Source organism: Azospirillum sp. FG154, assembly GCF_057809575.1.
On the sequence record NZ_JBMDKF010000039.1, the window covers coordinates 1 to 18,031 of the forward strand.

Below are 18,031 nucleotides of genomic sequence, written 5' to 3' on the forward strand. Positions count from 1 at the left end.
ACTCCTGACCCTCAGATTCGTAGTCTGATGCTCTATCCAGCTGAGCTACGGGCGCCTTGTCCAACCGTGTCTCGAACGCCGTCGGCGTCGAGGCGCGCAACCTACTCAAATCCATCGGGCCGCGCAAGCCCTTCTCTGAAAGAATTTCGTCACCGACGACAGACGCCGCCAACACGCGAAACTCTCTCTCAAAACAACGAAGGCCGCCCAAAGGCGGCCTTGTCGTCGTGTGCGGAGTGTTTCAGGTGGCGCGCCCGAAGAGATTCGAACTCCTGACCCTCAGATTCGTAGTCTGATGCTCTATCCAGCTGAGCTACGGGCGCATACCTGAACCATCACACGTCCCAACGTCGGCGGAGGCCGTCGGCGTCGAGGCGCGCAACCTACTCAAAAGCCGTCCGACCCGCAAGAGCTTTTTTTGTCCATTTTCGTGACCGCCGCCTGGATTGCCCGCCCCGCCCGCCTGCGATATACAGGGTTCACCTGTTTTTGGAGTGTCCATCCCGTGGCCGAAGCCCCCTTCAACAAGCATTTCCCGGTGTCCTGGGAAGAAATGCACCGCAACGCCAAGGCGCTGGCTTGGCGTTTGATCGACAAAGGCCCGTGGAAGGGCATCATCGCCATCACGCGCGGTGGTCTGGTGCCCGCCGCGATCATCGCGCGCGAGCTGGAAATCCGCATGATCGACACCGTTTGCGTGTCCAGCTACGACCACCAGAACCAGCGTGAGGCGATGGTCCTGAAGGGGACCGAAGGCTCCAACGCCGGGGATGGCGAGGGCTGGCTCATCATTGACGATCTGGTGGACACCGGAAAGACGGCGGTGATCGTGCGCAAGATGCTGCCCAAGGCGCATTTCGCCACCGTCTACGCCAAGCCCGCCGGGCGCCCGCTGGTCGACACCTTCATCACCGAGGTCAGCCAGGACACCTGGATTCACTTCCCCTGGGACATCGAACTGCAATTTTCCCAACCGATCGCCAAGCAGCGCAACAACGGCTGATCGCGCCACGAGCCGCATCAGGGCTGGCCCACCCGAAGGGGGCTAACCCTGATCGACGGGCCTCGATTCGTTACGCCAAAATTAACCACCGCCATCGTTACATCGGCTGTACCGCGCCCGGCGCCCCACTGGGCCGGTCGAAACCGTTTTCAGCCCCTCCTTATTCCTTGCGTGACGCCCCGCGTATGACCGACGCCCCTCCAGACCCGTTGCGCGGCAAGATCGACGAGTTGGTCAACCGCCTGCCGTCCAGCCTTGTCTACAGTCTCTTGAGCGAAATCGAGGGGATGGACGGCGAGCCGACCGACCGCGTCCAGTTGGTCCGCCAATACGTCATTGAGTTTCTGAACCGCCAGCGCACCAACCGCGCCCGCCGCCTGTTCACCAACCTGTTTGAAACCTTCCTGATCGACGACGACGTGCTCTACCATTCCGGCGTCGCCATCCCCGGCATGGTCCAACGGGTTGACGCCGGAGCCTTGTGGGAACTGTTGAGCCGTGACTCCTTCCCCCTGTTGGCGGTGGAGGCGCAAGAGCTGCTCGACGAAATGGCGCGCGGCGAGGTCATCGACCGCGTGCTGAAATCGCCGGTCGCCATGGTCTTGCGCGAACGGATGCGGGTGGCGGCGATCAAGCATCTCGACACGCTGCTCGCCGCAAAGAAGACGACCGACGAGGCTCTGGCCGCCCTGTCGCGCAACCGGCCCCGCCGCACCCGCCTGATGTCGGGCTTCCTGGAAAAAACCCCGCCGGTCGAGATCGGCACGCTGCGCCTGATGCACGCCATCCTGACCGGGTCGGACGGGCCAATGAAGCTGGTCGCCGAACGGTTGGACGGCTTCGCCGCCAGCCCCCACGCCAGCGAGGCCGAACACAACCGCAAGGCGGACGCTCTGATCGACGCCACGGAGGCGCTGCGCGAACGCTGCGGCGACGAGGCGGCCAATCTGCTGCCGCTGTCGGTGCTGTCCGTCCACCGCAATTACGCCGTCATCGCCCTGTACATCCGGCAGAGCGGCGTCGATCCTGGACGCGGCGACGCGGTGACGGCGGCGTTGACCGGCCATTTCATCGGCGTCACCCGCGCCCTGACGGCGGCGCTGAACGTCATCCTGAAGCTGAACGAGCGGGTTCCCGGATCGGCCATCCGCCCCAGCGCCAAGGAAAAGGCACGGTTGGAAGCGCTGACCGAACGGTTGGTCGAGTTGAGCCACGCCGCCGCCACCGCTGGCCTGATGGAAGACCGCCGCAGCGAACCAGCCTTCCGCAACGCCTGGAGCAACGCCAGCAAGATCATCGGCGCGCGGGTCGCGGCGGTGGCGATGGAGCGGTCGGGCCAAGCGGCGGCGGCGCGGCGTCAGCCCGTGATCGACCACGCCGACGTGGTGTGGCTGGACCGTCTGCTGTGGCGCTGGCAAAGCATGACGCGGGATTTCGGTTTCGAGACCTATGATCTGGTCAAATGGCGCGACACCCTGCTGGAGGAGATGCGCGCCAACGTCGAAAAGGCGATGAAGTTCGAGGAGAACGACTCGCTGGACGAACGGATGGAGCATCTGCTGCGCGTCAACGAGCTGAGCGGCGTGTTCGGCCAGCGGGTCAGCGCCTGGATTCCCACCTTCAGCCAGAACATGACGACGCTGCTGTCGCATCGGCTGGAGCGGGTCCGCGACCGCAGCCCCGAAGAGCAGGCGATCATCGACGATCTGGTCGCCACCGCCCGCGCCGAGGTCGGCAAGTCGCGCTATTGGAAAAGCAACGAGTTGATGGACCTGATCGAGCTGTCCGACCGCGCCAGCCGCGCCGCCAGCTAAGGCAATCCGCTAAAGCAATCCGGACGAGCGATGGCGCGGGTCGAGCCAGTCGCGCAGGCCGTCGCCCAACAGGGTCAAGCCCAGCACGCTGAGCGCGATGGCGAGTCCCGGAAACACCGCCTGCAAGGGCGCGGTGAACAGGTGGGTTTGCGCGTCGCCCAGCATCTTGCCCCAGCTTGGGTTGGGCGGCTGAATCCCAAGGCCGAGGTAGCTGAGCGCCGCCTCGTTGACGATGGCGACGGCGAACAGAACCGTCGTCTGCACCACCACCACGCCCAGCACGTTGGGCAACACATGGACCAGCGTGACGGACAGCGGCCCGCGCCCCAGCGCCAGCGCGGCGCGGACGAACTCCCGCCGCCACACCGCCAGGGCCGCGCCGCGCGTCACCCGCGCCAGCACGGCGGCGTTGAACAGCCCCAGCGCGACCACGACGTTGACCGCCCCCGCCCCCAGAACGGCGGTCAGCAGAATGGCCGACAGCACGGCGGGAAAGGCGAAGACCAGATCGCCCAGCCGCGCCACCAGCTCGTCCCCCCAACGCCCCAGCGCCGCCGCCGCCAAGCCCAGCGGCACGCCCAGCGCCGCCCCCAGCCCGACCGCCGCCGCCGCGACGGCCAGCGAGTTGCGGGCGCCGACCATCAGCAGCGACAGCACGTCGCGCCCGAAATGGTCGGTGCCCAACCAGTTGGCGCCCCCCGGCGGGCGCAGCCGGGCGACCACCCGCACCGCACCGACCGGAAAGGGCGTCCACAGCAGCGACAGCAGCGCCGCCGCCAGCAGCAGCCCGACCAGGGCCAGCCCCAACCAGAAGGACCAGGGAAGCCGCCTCCTCATGAGGGAATGCCCCCTTTTTCCCTCTCCCGAATCGGGAGAGGGTGGCGCGAAGCGCCGGGTGAGGGGGCTGCAAGGATCACGGCGCGCCCCTTGGCGAACCCCTCACCCTCCCCACGCGCTGCGTGGGTCCCCTCCCTCTCCCGAGACGGGAGAGGGCCGCAGCGGCGCCGCCGCCTCACGACGCCACCTTGGGCCGGGGATCCGCCGCCGCGCAGGCGACGTCCACCAGGGCGTTGACCAGCACGACGAAAACCGCCAGCAGCGTGACCACCCCCTGAACCACGATCAAATCCCGCTGGCCGATGGCCTGATAGAGCAGCCGCCCCAGCCCCGGCAGGGTGAAGACATTCTCCACCACCACCGCCCCGGCGACCAGAAAGGACAGTTGCAGCCCCAGCACCGTCGCCACCGGCAGCAGCGCGTTGGGCAGGGCGTGGCGCAGCAGAACCGCCGTTCGCCCGACGCCCTTGGCCCGCGCGGTGCGGATGTGGTCCTCCCCCAGCGTGTCGAGGATCGCCGTGCGGGTGACGCGGGCCAGAATCGCCGCCTCGGGAATCGCCAGCGCCAGCGCGGGCAGGGTCAGGGCGCGCAGCGCGGGCAGCGCCCCGGCCTGCCACCCCGGAAAGCCCCCGGCGGGAAACCAGCCGAGCGTGACGGAAAAGACCAGGATCAACAGAATGGCGATCCAAAAGCTGGGCAGCGCCACGCCGATTTGCGCGAAGCCCAGCACCGCCCAATCGCCGCCGCGCCCGCGCCGCGCCGCCGCCAGCAGCCCCAGCGGAACGCCGCCGCCGTGCTCAGCGCCAGGGACAGCAGCGCCAGCGGCAGAGTCACCGCCAGCCGCTCCGCCACCAGATCGGCGACGGGCCGGGCGTAGGTCAGGCTGACGCCGAGATCGCCGCGCAGCAGCCCGCCGACCCAGCGCAGATAGCGTTCGACCGGCGGGCGGTCCAAGCCCATCTGGGCGCGCAGGGCGGCCAGCGTGTCGGCCTGCGCGTTGACGCCCAGCATCAACTGGGCCGGATCGCCCGGCACAAGCTCCAGCACGGCGAAGACGACGATGGTCGCCAGCCACGCCGTCAGCGCCAGAGTCAGCGACCGGCGCAGGGCGAAGGCCAGCACGCCGCGATCCCTCCCGCTTTCCCGATCACCGCCCCCTCATTTCCACGTCACGCCGGTGACGTCGTTGGCCTGGATCGGGCGGTTGACCCACAGGCCGCTGATCTTCGCGTTCTGCACGGTGACGGACGGCAGCATGAACAGGAAGCCGTTGACCGCGTCCTCGGCCAACAGCCGCTGTTGCTGGCCATAAAGCGCGTTGCGCGCCGCCGGATCCTGGGTGCGGTTCAGCTCCTCCTCCAGCCGGACGAACGCCGGGCTGCGGTAGTTGAAGTAGTAGGAATCGCGGGCGTAGACGTCGATGTCCAGCGGCTCGGTGTGGGCGATCATGGTCAGGTCGTAATCCTTGCCCTTGAACACTGTCTCCAGCCAGGACGCCCATTCCATCGGCTCGATGGTCAACCGGATTCCCACCTCGGCCAGCAGCGCGGCGACCAGCTCGCCGCCGCGCCGGGCGTAGGGCGGCGGCGGCAGGCGCAGGGTGGCGTCGAAGCCGTTCGGATAGCCCGCCTCCGCCAACAGCGCCTTCGCCTTGGCCGGGTCATAGGGGTACAGGCCGGTCAGATCGACGTAACCGGCGCGGTGCGGCGGAAAATGGCTGCCGATGGGAACGCCGTTGCCGTAGAGAACCCCGTCGATCAACGTCTTGCGGTCGATGGCGTGGGCCATGGCGCGGCGCACCCGCACATCGTCGAAGGGTTTGCGGGCGTTGTTGGTGGAGAGCAGGGTTTCGCCCTCCGTCGTGCCGACGGTGACGGCGAATTTCGGGTCGTTGCGGAATTCGCCCAGCGCCTCGAACGCGTTGAACTGGACGAAGGCGTCGACGTCCCCCGCCTTCAGCGAGGCGATTTGCGCCGCCGCGTCGCTGATGAAGCGGAAGGACACCCGCTCCAGCGCCGGTTTCGGCCCGTCATAGTCCGGGTTGCGGGTCAGCACGACACGGTCGCCCGCCGCCCAGCGGTCGAATTTGAAGGGGCCGGTGCCGATCGGCTTTTGCTTGTTGGTCGCCGCGCTGGTCGGCGACACGATGGCGGCGTCGCCCGCCGCCATGTGGAAGAGGAACAGCCCGTCGGGCCGCGACAGGGTGACGACCACCGTTCGCGGATCGGGCGTTTCGACCGAGGCGATGGCGGCGAAATAGCCCTTCTGCCCGTTGACCGAGTCCGCCCCGCGCGCCCGGTCCAGCGAGAATTTCACCGCCGCCGCGTCGCCCGGCGCGCCATCGTGGAATTTGGCGTTGGGGCGCAGGGTGAAGCGGTAGGTCTTGCCGTCGTCCGCCACCGTCCAGCCTTCGGCCAGACCGGGAACCAGCGCGCCGCTGGAATCGACGCGGACCAGCGATTCAAACAGATTGGCGTAGGTGACTTCCTTGATGGCGGCGGCGGCCCCGGCGGTGGGGTCGAGGTGCGGCGGCTCCAACTGCATGCCGACCACCAGATCCGTGCGGGCCTGCGCCCAGGCGGCGCCCCCGCCAACCAGGGCCAGCGCGAAAACCCCCGTGGCCACGGCCAGGCGCCGCGCGCGGTTCATCATCATGGCGATCACTCCCCCGTTTGTTCGTTGCCGCGATGATGCGGCGCAGCGCGACCAAGCGCAAGTCGGCGCGGGCGGGCGGGCGCCGATGAAACAGGGCGCGCGACGGATGAAACAGGGGCGGTCGGCGGCGTCGCGGCGGCCGATCCGGCGGCGAACGGCGATTTTCTAAATGATCGCAATGGGTTGCGCTGGTTTCGGCGCGATGGACGCCGGGGCGCTGCGGCGGGCGAATGGAACGTTTGAAACGCTGTGAAACAGTTTTCCCGGCCCTGTTCACCTGTTCAATCCAGGCCGCTGCCCTCTCCCTTTGGGAGAGGGAGGGGACCCACAAAGTGGGGAGGGTGAGGGGTTGCCCAAGAGACCAAAACTGTCGGTTCCTTGGATCACCCCTCACCCTTCCCACCGCTTCGCGGCGGGTCCCTTCCCTCTCCCAAAGGGAGAGGGCCAGTTCAACGCCAAAGGCGGCCAACCTTGGGACAGTGGGCGGGCTGGGGGCGTGGGGCATGGGGAAACCGTGAGAAATTGGGCTATCATTCCTAACTCGCCGCGCAACCTCCGGCAACGGCGCGGTGAACATCGGTGGGGGGCTGGGGTTGCGCCAGCCCGTCGATTTCGGCCAGCAGTTCGGACGCCCGCGCGTCCACAGCGGCGCGCTCGTCCTTGGACATCGCGGCGAGGATGTCGTCAAACGGGATCGTAGTCGTCATGCTGTGGCGTCCTTCCGGTTAGAATGAGGATCGCCCTGCCGGACGTCGGCGGCGGCGCTCAAAGTCTCACGACAGCCTTGCGCCGACGGGCACCCCCGGCGCTCGCCCGACCTTTGTCCGTCGGTTCCCTGTCCTCAGGAGAGGAAGCGAGGACGCAGTGGAACGCGCCGTCCCTCAGACGCCCGCTGCCGCCCCGCGCAGGCGGGCGAGTTGCTGACGCGCGGTCTCCGCATGCGGGCTTTCGATGGCGACAAAGATTGCCAACGCCCGTTCAGCGGTGGCAATTGCTGTGGCAGCATCACCCAATTCGGCATGCAAGCATGCAAGATTGCCGAGGCGGCAGCCCGCTCCGTACCAGTCCCCGATCTCCAGCGCGATGGAGAGAGCTTTGATGTAAAACTCGGAGGCGCGCTGCGTCTCGCCTAAAATGGTGTGCGCGCTGCCCAGATTATTGAGGGCCTGTCCCTCTCCGCGTCGGTCTCCGATCTCCCGGATGATAACGAGTGCCTGTTGGTGAAAGTTAATGGCGCGTCGTGTTTCACCTAAGTCGGCATAGGCGATGCCCAAATTAGCAAGACTAGCTCCCTCGCAGCGCCGAGCCTTGGTCCTGCGGAAAATAATGAGGGCTTGTTGGTGAAGCTTGATAGCTCGTCGTACCTTGCCCAAAGTGAGGCTGGAGACGCCTAAATTGCCGAGGATAATTCCCTCGTGTTTCCGATCTCCAATCTTGCGGAAGATCACGAGAGCCGACTTATAAAACCCAATTGCGCGTTGTATGTCGCCTGATGCAGCGTAGGCTAAGCCCAAATTGCCAAGGTGGCTCGCGGCAAGACTTAGATCACATATTTGGTGCGCAGCGGCAGCGGCGGCGGTCAACCAAACGATGAGTTTTCGATGAGGCAAACGCAGGCTAAGAACATCCGGCCCGGCACCGGGCAGCCGGGCGGCGACCTGTTGCGCCATTGGGTCGCTTTCCGTTCGGTCAATGGCCCAGGCAACGGCGGTAGCGATGTTGCTGGACTCGGCGTCGTAACGGGCTAACCCAACGACCACTCCGTCTTGACCGCTCAGATAGAGGTCGTTCGCCTCCTTCAACACCCCGATAAAATGCGCTGCAAAGCGGCCCTCCGCCGCCGCGAGGCGGGCGGTGGTTCCCGGCGCGGGGTCTTGGGTGGGTTCTGCGGCGAACAGGTTGCGGGCCAGCGCGCGCATCAAATCGTGCAGGCGGTAGCGGCTCGTGTCCTTGTCGAACAGCAGCAGGGAGCGGGCAAGCAGGGCGCGCAGCGTCGGCGCGGCGTCCGTTTCGGCGATTTCCCACAGCGCCGCCGCCGTGGCGCGGTCGAAATCGGCGGGGGTGACGCTCAGGATTTGCCAGCGGGCGGCCAGGGCGGGATCCTGGTCGATCAGGCGGCGCAGGCTGTGGTTCAGCACGGCGGCGACGTTGGCGCTGGCGTCGCCGTCGATGGTCAGCCGTTGCGGGCGGGCGGCCTCGTCCGCCAATTCGATGAGATAGTCGGGCAAGGTCAGATCGTCGGCGGCGGCCAGCGTCGATCCGGCGACGCGCAGGGCCAGCGGCAAGCGTCCGCAGAGGTCGGCCAAGCGGGTCCAGTCGGCGTCCGTCCCCGGCGCGTTCGGGGCGAACCGTCGCAGCAGGGCCGCCGACTCGTCCAACGACAGCAGGCCGAGCGTCAGCGGCGGCGGGCACCCCGGCGGCTGCACCAGCGTCCGCGCGGTGATGATGGCGCCGCAGCGGGGCGGCGGGATCAAATCGCGGATCTGGTCGGCGTCGGCGGCGTTGTCCAGCAGGATCAACGCCCGCTTGCCGGTCAGCTTGGCGCGGTAGATGGCGCGGGCCTGGGCGACATCGTCCAGCGGCGGCGTTTCGGGGCGAAAGGCGCGGATGACCCGCAGCATCGCGTCCAGCGGCGCGGTGGGGGCGCCGACGCCATGGCCGTTGAGATCGACGACGATCTGCCCATCGGGGTAACGTTGGGTCAGTCGCCGGGCGGCGTGCTGGGCCAGCGTGGTCTTGCCCACCCCGCCCATGCCGCGCAACGCCGTGATCGCCACCGTCGCGCCGTCGTCGCGGTCCAGCGCCGCCGCCAGTTCCGCCAACTCCGCCGCCCGCCCGGTGAACTCCGGCAAATCCCCCGGCAGTTGTTGGCAGGCGCCGGGCGGGGCGGCTGGGGCGGGGAGGATGTATGTTGGGTTGATGATGGCGTTGTTGGCGTTTCCACCGACGCCAACGGCCCCTTGACCACCGACCTCCACCCGGTTCCCGGGGGGTGTCATTTTTTCTCCAAGGCGGTGGTGATTCGCGCGCCGTTCGCGTTGCCGCCAATCGCCACAGCCCCGGCCCCCGACGCGATGACCGTGTTGCCGCCCGTGCCGTCGGCCAACGCGGCGGCGACCTTTTCCAGCAGGTCGGCGTTTCGTTTCAGCAGGCCGGTGATGGCGTCGTCGAGTTCGTTGCGGGCGTCTTCGTCGTCGGGCGTCGCGGCAAGCTGTTTGGCTTTCGCCAGAACCGTGTCGCCTTTGGGCGCGCTGGTCAGCAGGCCCAACACCGCTTTCGCCTTGGTGAGCGCGTCGCCGAGGATGAGCTTGCCAACCTCATTCGCGCCGCCTTCCACGATCATCGGCAGCAGCGGCGACAGCAGGGTTGTGGCTTGAGCGGCGATTGTCACGGCGTCCATCCTGGCGTTTCCCCCGCGCTTTGTTCCCGTAGGAGTGGAAGCGTAGCAGGGAGATGCGGCGGATTGGAGAGGAAAAGCGGCGCGGCGCGCGGGCAAACAAAAACCCCGTCGCGGGCGGCGACGGGGTTGTTGGACCCGCAGGGATGCGGAAGGGCGTTACAGCGCGCCTTCGACCCACTGGAACAGCGCGCCCTTGGGCAGCGCGCCGATCTTGGTGCCGGCGACGACGCCGTCCTTGAACAGCATCAGCGTCGGAATGCCGCGCACGCCGTATTTGGTCGGGGTGTTGGGGTTCTCGTCGATGTTCAGCTTCACGACGGTCACGACGCCCTGCTTCTCGGCGGCCAGCTCGTCCAGCGCCGGGGCGATCATCTTGCAGGGACCGCACCATTCCGCCCAGAAATCGACCAGGACCGGACCCGACGCCTTCAGGACGTCCTGCTCGAAGCTGTCGTCCGTAACCTTCATGGTGCTGCTCATGTGACCTCGTGCCTGAATTCAGGGGCGCCGCAATCCCGCGAGCGCGGGTCGGGACCTCCACCCCTGTCTGTGGAATTGAGCAAAATGTAGGGCGTACCGCCCATGCCGGTCAAGTGACCCCATTTTGTCACACCGGGGCCGGGCGGTCACGCCGCCGCGCCGGGGCCGAATTCCACCACGTCCAGCAGGTCGGGCGGCAGCTCCATGATGAACGGACCATCGGTCCACAACAGCGCGCAACGCACGTCCTTGCCCGGATAGACCGCGCGCAGCGCGGCGCGGTAGGCGGCCATCTGGCGGCGGTAAACCGATGGAACATCATCCAAAACGCGCGGCGGCGGGCGGTTGGTCTTGTAATCGACGATCCACACCGCGTCGCCGCGCACCGCCAGACGGTCGATTCGCCCGGCCAGCGCCCGCCCGCCGACGACGCCGACCAGAGGGACCTCCGCCTTCGATCCCGCGCCGAACAGATGCGCGAAGTCCGCATGGCTCAACACCGCCAACGTCTCCGCCGCGATGGCCGCGCGCTGCGCCGCGTCCAGCTTGTGGGCCGGGCGCTCCAGAAAGCGATGGCAGGCGGCGGCGCGGGCGCCCTCCTCCAGCTCCGGCAGGGTTTGCAACAGCCGGTGGACCAGCAGGCCGCGTTTGAAGCGCTGGCCGTCGTCGTCGCCCAGGGGGGAGCGCACCGCCGGTTCCTCCCCGTCCGGGCGCGAGGGGGTGAGCGGGCGCGACGGCTCCGGCTCGGTCGGCGCGGGCGCGGTCAGCCAGGGGGGGGAGCCGGGATCGGCGGCGGCGTCCGCCTCGGCGGTCGGCGGGGGGACCGGCGCGGTCTGCGGCCCGTCGAGCCGCCAGCCCTCGCCGCTCCAGCCCTGCGGGCCGAGGTCGGTCGTGTCGAAGGCCAGCGGTTGGCCGACCGTGCGCAGCGCCGCCTCGGTCAAGCGGTGCCAGCAGCTTTCCGACGGCTCGCGGCGGCCCTGATAGCCGCAGACATAGAGGCGGTCCTCCGCGCGGGTCAGGGCGACGTAGAGCAGGCGGCGGTATTCCTGGTCGCGCCGCTGGTTGGCCCGCGCGCGGGCCTGCGCGCTCACGCCATCCTCCTGCGACCGGCGGGCGGCGAAGAGCGGGACGGGGCAGTGCGCGTCCGGCCACAGGATCGCCGGGCTTTGCGTCGGGCTGCCCATGGTGTCGGGCAGGAAGACGATGGGGGCCTGCAAGCCTTTGGAGCCGTGGACCGTCATGATCCGCACCATGCCGCCGCCCTGCTCCAGCTCGCGCTTGATCTCCGCCTCGCTGGCGGCCATCCAGGCTAGGAAATTTTGCAGGGAGGGCGGCTCGGCGCGCTCGAACGCCAGACAGGTGGCGAGGAACTCGTCCAACGGATCCTGCGCGTCCGGCCCCAGCCGTTTCAGGATGGCGCGGCGGCCCGACCGGGTGTCGGCGGGGCAAGGCCGGTTCAGCAGCCCGGCGAACAGCTCGTAGGGGGCGGAAAAGTCGGTGCGGGCCAGCAGATCGCCCAGATAGCGCCGGGCCGGGCGGAAGGCCGCGTCCTGCTCCGCCCGCGCCACCAGCGCCCGCCACAGCGTTCCGCGCCTTCCATGAGACAGCGTGAACAGCTCCTCCTCCGTCAGGCCGATCAGCGGGCCTTTCAGCAGGGTGGCCAGCGTCAGATCGTCGTCGGGCAGCAGCAGGAAATCGGCCAGCGCCATCAGATCCATGACGGCCAATTGTTCGGTCAGCACCATGCGGTCGACGCCCGCCACCGGCACGCCGCGCTCCTTCAGCGCGCGCACCAGTTCGGTGACGAAATCGGTGCGGCGGCGGACCAGAACCATGATGTCGCCGGGGCGGATCGGGCGGCCCTTGGCCTCCAGCCGCTCGCCGCGCGCCAGCCAACCGGCGACGGTTCCGGCCAGCACGGCGGCCAGCCGGGCCGACGGCGAATCGGCGGCCTCGCGCGCCACCGGCGGCGCCCAGGCCGGGCTGTCCACCGCCTCAACGGGTTTCACCGGCGGCCACAGCTCCACCCGCCCGCCCTGCCCCTGGCGGTAGGCGCGGTGGCGAATGACCGGGCTGGCGTCCGACGCCACGCCGTCGCGCGCCGCGTCCAGGGCGAACACCGCGTCCACCGCCTCCAGCACGGCGGCGGTGGAGCGAAAGGAAATGTCGAGATCGACCGCCGCCCACAGCCGATCCGCCGCCTCCGCCCGCTCCTGGAAATGGCGGCGCATCCGGGCGAATTCGGCGGGGTCGGCGCGCTGGAAGCTGAAGATCGACTGTTTTTCGTCGCCCACGGCGAAGACGGTGCGCAGCGTCCCATCCTCCCCGCGCGCGTCCAGCCCGGCGAAGAACTCCTCGGCCAACGCCTCGACGATCGTCCATTGCTCGGGGTTGGTGTCCTGCGCCTCGTCGATCAGGATGTGGTCGAGGCCGCCGTCGAGCTTGTAGAGCACCCAGGGCGTCGCCGGAACGCCGTCGTCGCCGTGCAGCAGCCGGTTGGCCGACAGAATCAGATCGTCGTAATCCAGCAGCGCCCGCCCGGTCTTGCGCGCCCGGTAGGCGTCGAGCATCGCTTCGCCCAGCGTCAGCAGCGCGGCGGTGGAGGCGGCGACGCCCGCCGCCTTGATCCGCTCGGCGACGCCGACCAGCCGTTCGGCCTCCTCCAGCAGATCCGCCGGGGCCAGCGGCGCGGCCTTCGCCGCCTTTTGGGTGATGAGGGTTTTGCGCGGCGTTCCCTCCGCCGTCAGATACTGGCGCTGATAGGCGGCGAATCCGGCGATCCGGCGGGACTCGTCGGCGTCGAGCCAGCGCTGAATCGCGATCCCGCGCTCTTGATCGGCGGCGCTGCCGGTCGCCAGCGCGGCGCAGGCGGCGCGCAAGGCCGGGACGTCCGCCGCGTCGTCGGCGCAGGCCGCCGCCAGCACCGACAATCCCGTCGTGCCGGGGGCGACGGCGAGCGTGCGGTGAACGGCGTCGATCAAGCCGTCCAACCCGGCGAAGACGCCGGACAGGCGTTGCAACTGCCCGCGCTCGCTGGTCAGGGTGGCGAGCAGGCTGGCGAAATCCTCCGCGTTCAGATCGGCGGTCAGCCGCGCCATCGCCCGGCCCAGCGGGCTGTCCGGGGCCATGCGCCCGGCGTGCAGCACCTGGTCGCGCGCCTCGGTCAGCAGACCGGCGGCGGTGCGGTCGTCCATCACCTCGAAATGCGGGGCGAGCTTGGCCTCCAGCGGGAAGCGGCGCAGCAGCGATTGGCAAAAGGCGTGGATGGTCTGGATCTTCATGCCGCCCGGGCAATCGACCACCTGGGCGAACAGACGGCGGGCGTTGATCCGGGTTTCCCGGCTGGGCCGCTCGCCGCACAGCGCCGCGAGCTGGTCCTCCAGCGCGTCGTCGGGCAGCGTCGCCCAATCGCCCAGCGTGCGGTTGACCCGGTTGGCCATCTCCGCCGCCGCCGCCTTGGTGAAGGTCAGGCACAGGATGCGGGCGGGCGGCGTTCCGGCCAGCATCTGGCGCAGCACCCGGTCGGTCAGAACCTTCGTCTTCCCCGACCCGGCGGACGCCCCCACCCACACCGACGCCGCCGGATTCGACGCCCGGCGCTGCGCGACGTTGGGATCGGGGGGAAGAACGCGGGGGGCGGAGTCGGTCAGCGACATGGGAGGCTCGGCATCCAGATCCGGGAACGGGCCGGATCGTCCTTCACATCCCCACCGCAGGACAAGCGCAAACGGTCAAGGAGCGGACAAAGCCGGGTCGCCGGACTCGTCGTCAGCCGCGATCACGCCGCCGCGCCGGGCCTCATACCTCTTGTGGCGCGCGGCGATTTCCGCGTCGCCGTAATCGCCGTCCACGACATCGGCGGCGTCAACCGACGCGCGCGCCCCGGCCCCGCCGAGGCCGTCGATGGCCGCAATGCTCTCAAACCAGCGCTCGCGCGGGATCTTCGCCCCGACAAACCGCGAAAGATACTGGTCGAGAGCGTGGTCCTTCGGGCTGTCGATTTCGCGGCTCAAGGCGGCGAGATAGTCGGCCTTCGACGTGTCGCCCCAATTCACGGAAAAGTCGGCCCTGGCGCACAGTTCGGAATGGACGATCAGCATGGTCCGCCCGTTTCCGTCAAGGAAAGGATGGCCATAGGCGAACAGCCCCATCACCTCGCCAAGCGAGCGCCGCATGGCGCCGGACTGCCCGATTCTCAGACCTTCTGAAACGGCCAGGGCGGCGTGTCTGGGGTGGCTGAACAACACGGACGCTTTCCTCACCGCGATGGTGGGGGCGACCTCCGCCCGGTCCCGACCGGCCCATGGGTAAAAATCAGAAAACAGGATTTCATGCACTTTCAGAAAGTGCCTGTATTCGATGCTGTCGATCTTTGAAAGATAAACCATGGCGTCGATGAGGTTCGCGCGAAAGACCTCGTGCTCAATCTGCTTGATAATTTTTTCGTCTTTGAGACCCTGCGTGTTCCTGAGATATCCGGCAACCTCAAAGTCGCAAAATGGATCGAACACTGTATTTGTCTTTCTTGACCAGATGACGCGACAGCAACGCCACCATCTGGGAGCCGGTTATAGCCCCCGCGCGCTTGAGCGCGACCAGAAGGTCGTTCGTGTCATCGCGCAGGATTTTGTCGCCAGCCAGCCGGGTGACGCTCTCCGCCCAAGCGTCGGCGTAGGTTCGCTCGTACGAGACGCCATGCTTTTTCGCGATGTCATTGGCGATCGCGCGGACGCTTCGCGGGAATTTTCCGTGTCTGCCCGCCTTGATGGCGTTGACCTTGACCACGTATTTCATCGCGCCATTCTACTCCCCATCCCCATCGCCGCCCAGCGACCATTCCTGAACGCGGGCGAGGTGGGCGTAGTCGGTGTAGCGGGGGGCCATGGCCGGGCGCGGGCGGGAGCGGTAGGGGGTGGCCGGGTCGTCGAACTGGCGGATCAGCTCTTCCAGACCGGCGCGGGCCTCGGCGGCCAGGGCGGCGGGGTCGCCCTTGACCGGCTTGACCTCGCCCGGCGGGTCGCCGCCCGCCAGACGCCAGAAGGCCAGCTCCGCCACCGCGCCCGCCGCGACGTCGCGGAAGCCGCCCGCCTCGACCATCGCGGCTTCCAGCGGCAATTGCGGGGCGAAGCCCAGGGCGACCTCGCGCGTCGAGGGCGGCGTGCCGGTCTTGTAGTCGATCACCACCAGCCCGTCGGGGCCGCGATCAATCCGGTCGGCCTTGGCGGTCAGGGTGAAGGGGCCGCCCGGCCCTGGCAGGATCAAGCTTCCCGTCACCTCGGTCGCCAGCGTCCGCCACTGCGGGCGGCGCTCGCGCTCCAGCGCGATGAACCAGGCGGCGACCCGCTCGAAACGCGGCCACCAGAAGGCCCAGACGTCGGGGTGGCCGCGCAGCAGCGGGCCAAAGGCCTCGGCCCCGATGGCGAGCAGCCGGGACAGCGCGTCGGGCGGCAGCGCGTCGGGGAAGGCGCGGACGAAGGCGTCAAGCGCGGCGTGGATGATCTGGCCGCGATCCGCCGCGCCGGGATCGGCGGCGATGGGATCCAGCTTGCTCAACCCCAGCACATAGCGGGCGTAGATCGCGTAAGGATCGCGCATCCAGGTTTCCACCGCCGTCACCGACAGGCGGCGCGGGCGGGCGGCCAGCGGCGGGCGCGGTTCGGGGGCGGCGACGGGCTGCACGCGGTCCGGCTCGTCCAGCCGCCGCGCCCAGGTCAGCCAACCGGCGCCCCGCTCCTCGATCCGCCCGCTGAGTTTCAGCGCCTTCAAGACGGTTTCCAGCCGCAGCAGCCAGCGCGACGGCACGGTCGGCGTGCCGTCCACCCGCGCGGCGCGGGTCAACACCACCTCCGGCGCGCCGCAGGCGTGGGCGAAGTCGTGGGCCGACATGCCGACCAGCCGTTCCGGGCTGGGCAGGCCGAAATCGCGGCGCATCGGGCGCGACATCCAGGGATCCGCCGCCGGGTTGGGCGGCCATGTCCCCTCGTTCAAGCCGCCCAGAATGGTCAGGTCGAGATGCTGGAGCCGCGCCTCCATCGGCCCCAGGATGAACAGGCGCGGGTGCAGGCCGAAGCGCGGACGCACCGCCCGTGCGCTCATCAGCGCGTCGAGCAGGGCCGGGTAATCGCTGGCGGGCAGGGCGGGAAAGCCTTCGGCGGCGTCGAGCAGATCATGGACGAAGCGGGCGGCCTCCTCCCCGTCCTCCTGCCGCCAGAGCCGTCGCGGTCCTTCGGATTCATGGTCGGCGGCCAGCGTTTCGGCGAAGGCGACGTGGGCGCGCAGCAGGTCGGCCAGGGGCGTTTCGCCGCGCATCGCCGCCAGAAACGGGGCGGCGCGCCGTTCCAGATCGTCCAGCCAGTCGCGCAGGATCGCCGGTTGCTCGTCATGGTCGAAACGAACCGCCTGGTCGAGCGCGGCGCGCACCCCGGCGAACCCCTCCGCCGGGCGGGGGCCGCGCAAGGCCACCCGCTCCAACGCGCGGGCGGCGGCGCGGAAATCCGCCGAGTCGCGCCCGCCCGCCGCCATCGGGTGCTTGGCCAGCGCCAGCAGGGCCAGCGGGTGGACGCGGGTCGCCGCCAGCTCCGCCGTCATCCGCAGATAGGTGCCGACGGCGGTGTGGGCCAGCGGTTGCCCGCCGGAGTCGTTGACCGCGATGCCCCAGCGGCTGAGCGCCATGGCGACCCGGCGGGCCAGATTGCGGTCCAGCGTGATGAGCGCCGCCGTCTTTTGCGGGGTTTCCAGCGCGTGGCGCATCAGCAGGGCGATGGCCTGCGCCTCCTCCTCCGACGTGGCGGCGTCGATGCGGGTCAGGCCGTCCAGCGCGTCCGCGTCAAAACCCGATTCGGAACGCTCCGGCTGGTCGGCGTCCAGTTGCCGCCAGCCGTCGGTCGTCGCGGCGGGGCGCAGCGCTTCGGCGATCAGGCGGGCGCGGCCGCCGCGCGGTTCCGGCGCGTCGGTCCAGGGGCGGACCTCCGCCCGCGTCACGCCCAGGGCGCCGATCAGATGGGACAGGCCGTGCTGGGGGTGGGCCTCGTCCCCCTCGATGGCCTGCCAGACGGTTTCGTCGGCGCGCTGGTCCAGGCCGGGCAGCACCACCGCGCCTTGCGGCAGCCGGGCGACGACCCCCAACAGATCGGTGGCCGCGGGAATCGAGCCGGTGGACCCGGCGGCGATGACCAGCCCACGGGGCGGGGCCGCGCGCCACAGCGCGGCTTGGGTTTCCAGCGCCAGATTGCGGCGGCGGGCCGGATCGCATTCGTTGGTCGCGCCCAGGATGGCGGGCCAGACCTCGGTGACGATGGTCAGGAATTTCAGCGTGGTTTGCCAATGCTCGGCGTAATCGGCGGGGACCAGGGAGTCGAGCCGGTCGAAGCCGATCCGCTCGGTCCACACCGCGTCGATCAACCGCCCCAGATCGGCCCCCAGCCGCACCGCCTGCGCCGTCGTCGCCGACATCCCCTCGGCGCTCAGGATCAGGCGGGCCAGAGTCATTTGCCGGTTCAGCGCCGACATCGCCCCCGGCAGGTCGAGCGGAACGCCGGGCAACTCCTCGTCGGTCAGGCTGAGGTCGCCCGCGTCCAATTCCCCCAGCGGGCTGAGGCGCGGCAGCAGAGTCGGCTGCCCGCCTGACCGCCGCAGAAAAGCCTGCTGCAAGGAGCGGCAGGCGCGGCGGGTCGGCAGCAGGACCGTCGCCTCGGCCAGCGCCAGCGGGTCGTCCCCCACCCGCGCCACGATGCCCTCCGCCAACTGATCGACGAAGGGCGCGCCGGACGGGATGCTGTAGACCTTGGGCGCGGCGGCGGTCATCGGGGAGCCTTCGGGGCTGAGAACAGAATCCGTGGGCGA

The 18,031-nt window shown here is 69.1% G+C and carries 14 protein-coding genes and 1 tRNA gene; 2 read left to right on the forward strand and 13 right to left on the reverse strand.

The genetic code is table 11. The annotated features are described in order from the left end of the window. Nucleotides 1-246: 246 nt before the first annotated feature. A tRNA-Arg gene (locus tag ACODS4_RS26535) sits at nt 247-323 on the reverse strand. A gap of 182 nt (nt 324-505) precedes the next feature. On the opposite strand from ACODS4_RS26535, the gene gpt reads away from it, so the two are divergent. Further along, nucleotides 506-1,003 (forward strand): xanthine phosphoribosyltransferase, encoded by a 498-nt coding sequence (gene gpt, locus ACODS4_RS26540; protein WP_119831691.1) that lies wholly within the window; start codon nt 506-508, stop codon nt 1,001-1,003. A 185-nt stretch (nt 1,004-1,188) separates the two neighbouring features. Continuing rightward, a complete protein-coding gene (locus tag ACODS4_RS26545) occupies nt 1,189-2,817 on the forward strand; it encodes a hypothetical protein (protein WP_488868673.1) in 1,629 nt (542 codons plus the stop codon). Between the two features lie 9 nt (nt 2,818-2,826). On the opposite strand, the gene ACODS4_RS26550 is transcribed toward ACODS4_RS26545, so the two are convergent. The 12 genes from ACODS4_RS26550 to addB form a co-directional block, all read right to left on the reverse strand. Further along, nucleotides 2,827-3,654, reverse strand: coding sequence for an ABC transporter permease (locus ACODS4_RS26550; protein WP_488868674.1), 828 nt, complete (start codon nt 3,652-3,654; stop codon nt 2,827-2,829). 175 nt (nt 3,655-3,829) lie between these two features. Next, complete coding sequence (locus ACODS4_RS26555; RefSeq protein ID WP_488868675.1) at nt 3,830-4,384, reverse strand: ABC transporter permease; 555 nt, start codon at nt 4,382-4,384, stop codon at nt 3,830-3,832. Beyond that, nucleotides 4,324-4,776, reverse strand: a complete 453-nt coding sequence (locus ACODS4_RS26560) for a hypothetical protein (protein ID WP_488868676.1) — start codon at nt 4,774-4,776, stop codon at nt 4,324-4,326. Before ACODS4_RS26560 ends, ACODS4_RS26555 begins: the two co-directional genes overlap by 61 nt. A gap of 36 nt (nt 4,777-4,812) precedes the next feature. Further along, nucleotides 4,813-6,309 carry an ABC transporter substrate-binding protein gene (locus tag ACODS4_RS26565; protein ID WP_488868677.1) on the reverse strand — a complete coding sequence of 499 codons (1,497 nt, stop codon included), beginning with the start codon at nt 6,307-6,309 and terminating at the stop codon, nt 4,813-4,815. Between the two features lie 536 nt (nt 6,310-6,845). Then, the gene (locus ACODS4_RS26570) at nt 6,846-7,016 is read right to left on the reverse strand and encodes a hypothetical protein (protein ID WP_488868678.1); all 171 of its coding nucleotides are present in this window, start codon (nt 7,014-7,016) and stop codon (nt 6,846-6,848) included. Between the two features lie 174 nt (nt 7,017-7,190). Continuing rightward, on the reverse strand, nt 7,191-9,308 hold the full coding sequence (locus ACODS4_RS26575) for a tetratricopeptide repeat protein (protein WP_488868679.1): 2,118 nt from the start codon (nt 9,306-9,308) through the stop codon (nt 7,191-7,193). Further along, on the reverse strand, nt 9,305-9,709 hold the full coding sequence (locus tag ACODS4_RS26580) for a hypothetical protein (protein ID WP_488868680.1): 405 nt from the start codon (nt 9,707-9,709) through the stop codon (nt 9,305-9,307). The genes ACODS4_RS26575 and ACODS4_RS26580 overlap by 4 nt, the downstream gene beginning before the upstream one ends. 156 nt (nt 9,710-9,865) lie before the next feature. Next, complete coding sequence (trxA, locus tag ACODS4_RS26585) at nt 9,866-10,189, reverse strand: thioredoxin TrxA (protein WP_488868681.1); 324 nt, start codon at nt 10,187-10,189, stop codon at nt 9,866-9,868. Nucleotides 10,190-10,335: 146 nt separating this feature from the next. Continuing rightward, on the reverse strand, nt 10,336-13,845 hold the full coding sequence (gene addA, locus ACODS4_RS26590) for a double-strand break repair helicase AddA (RefSeq protein ID WP_488868682.1): 3,510 nt from the start codon (nt 13,843-13,845) through the stop codon (nt 10,336-10,338). 75 nt (nt 13,846-13,920) lie between these two features. Further along, nucleotides 13,921-14,577 carry a Fic family protein gene (locus ACODS4_RS26595; protein WP_488868683.1) on the reverse strand — a complete coding sequence of 219 codons (657 nt, stop codon included), beginning with the start codon at nt 14,575-14,577 and terminating at the stop codon, nt 13,921-13,923. 97 nt (nt 14,578-14,674) lie between these two features. Further along, nucleotides 14,675-14,983 carry a hypothetical protein gene (locus ACODS4_RS26600; RefSeq protein WP_488868684.1) on the reverse strand — a complete coding sequence of 103 codons (309 nt, stop codon included), beginning with the start codon at nt 14,981-14,983 and terminating at the stop codon, nt 14,675-14,677. A gap of 9 nt (nt 14,984-14,992) precedes the next feature. Further along, a complete protein-coding gene (gene addB / locus ACODS4_RS26605; protein ID WP_488868685.1) occupies nt 14,993-17,992 on the reverse strand; it encodes a double-strand break repair protein AddB in 3,000 nt (999 codons plus the stop codon). Nucleotides 17,993-18,031 lie beyond the last annotated feature (39 nt).

Coding starts and splice junctions, on each gene's coding strand:
- ACODS4_RS26545 (WP_488868673.1), top strand. CDS start 1,189: ATGACCGACGCCCCTCCAGACCCGTTGCGCGGCAAGATCGACGAGTTG.
- ACODS4_RS26550 (WP_488868674.1), bottom strand. CDS start 3,654: ATGAGGAGGCGGCTTCCCTGGTCCTTCTGGTTGGGGCTGGCCCTGGTC.
- ACODS4_RS26565 (WP_488868677.1), bottom strand. CDS start 6,309: ATGATGATGAACCGCGCGCGGCGCCTGGCCGTGGCCACGGGGGTTTTC.
- ACODS4_RS26570 (WP_488868678.1), bottom strand. CDS start 7,016: ATGACGACTACGATCCCGTTTGACGACATCCTCGCCGCGATGTCCAAG.
- ACODS4_RS26575 (WP_488868679.1), bottom strand. CDS start 9,308: ATGACACCCCCCGGGAACCGGGTGGAGGTCGGTGGTCAAGGGGCCGTT.
- ACODS4_RS26580 (WP_488868680.1), bottom strand. CDS start 9,709: ATGGACGCCGTGACAATCGCCGCTCAAGCCACAACCCTGCTGTCGCCG.
- trxA (WP_488868681.1), bottom strand. CDS start 10,189: ATGAGCAGCACCATGAAGGTTACGGACGACAGCTTCGAGCAGGACGTC.
- addA (WP_488868682.1), bottom strand. CDS start 13,845: ATGTCGCTGACCGACTCCGCCCCCCGCGTTCTTCCCCCCGATCCCAAC.
- ACODS4_RS26595 (WP_488868683.1), bottom strand. CDS start 14,577: ATGGTTTATCTTTCAAAGATCGACAGCATCGAATACAGGCACTTTCTG.
- ACODS4_RS26600 (WP_488868684.1), bottom strand. CDS start 14,983: ATGAAATACGTGGTCAAGGTCAACGCCATCAAGGCGGGCAGACACGGA.
- addB (WP_488868685.1), bottom strand. CDS start 17,992: ATGACCGCCGCCGCGCCCAAGGTCTACAGCATCCCGTCCGGCGCGCCC.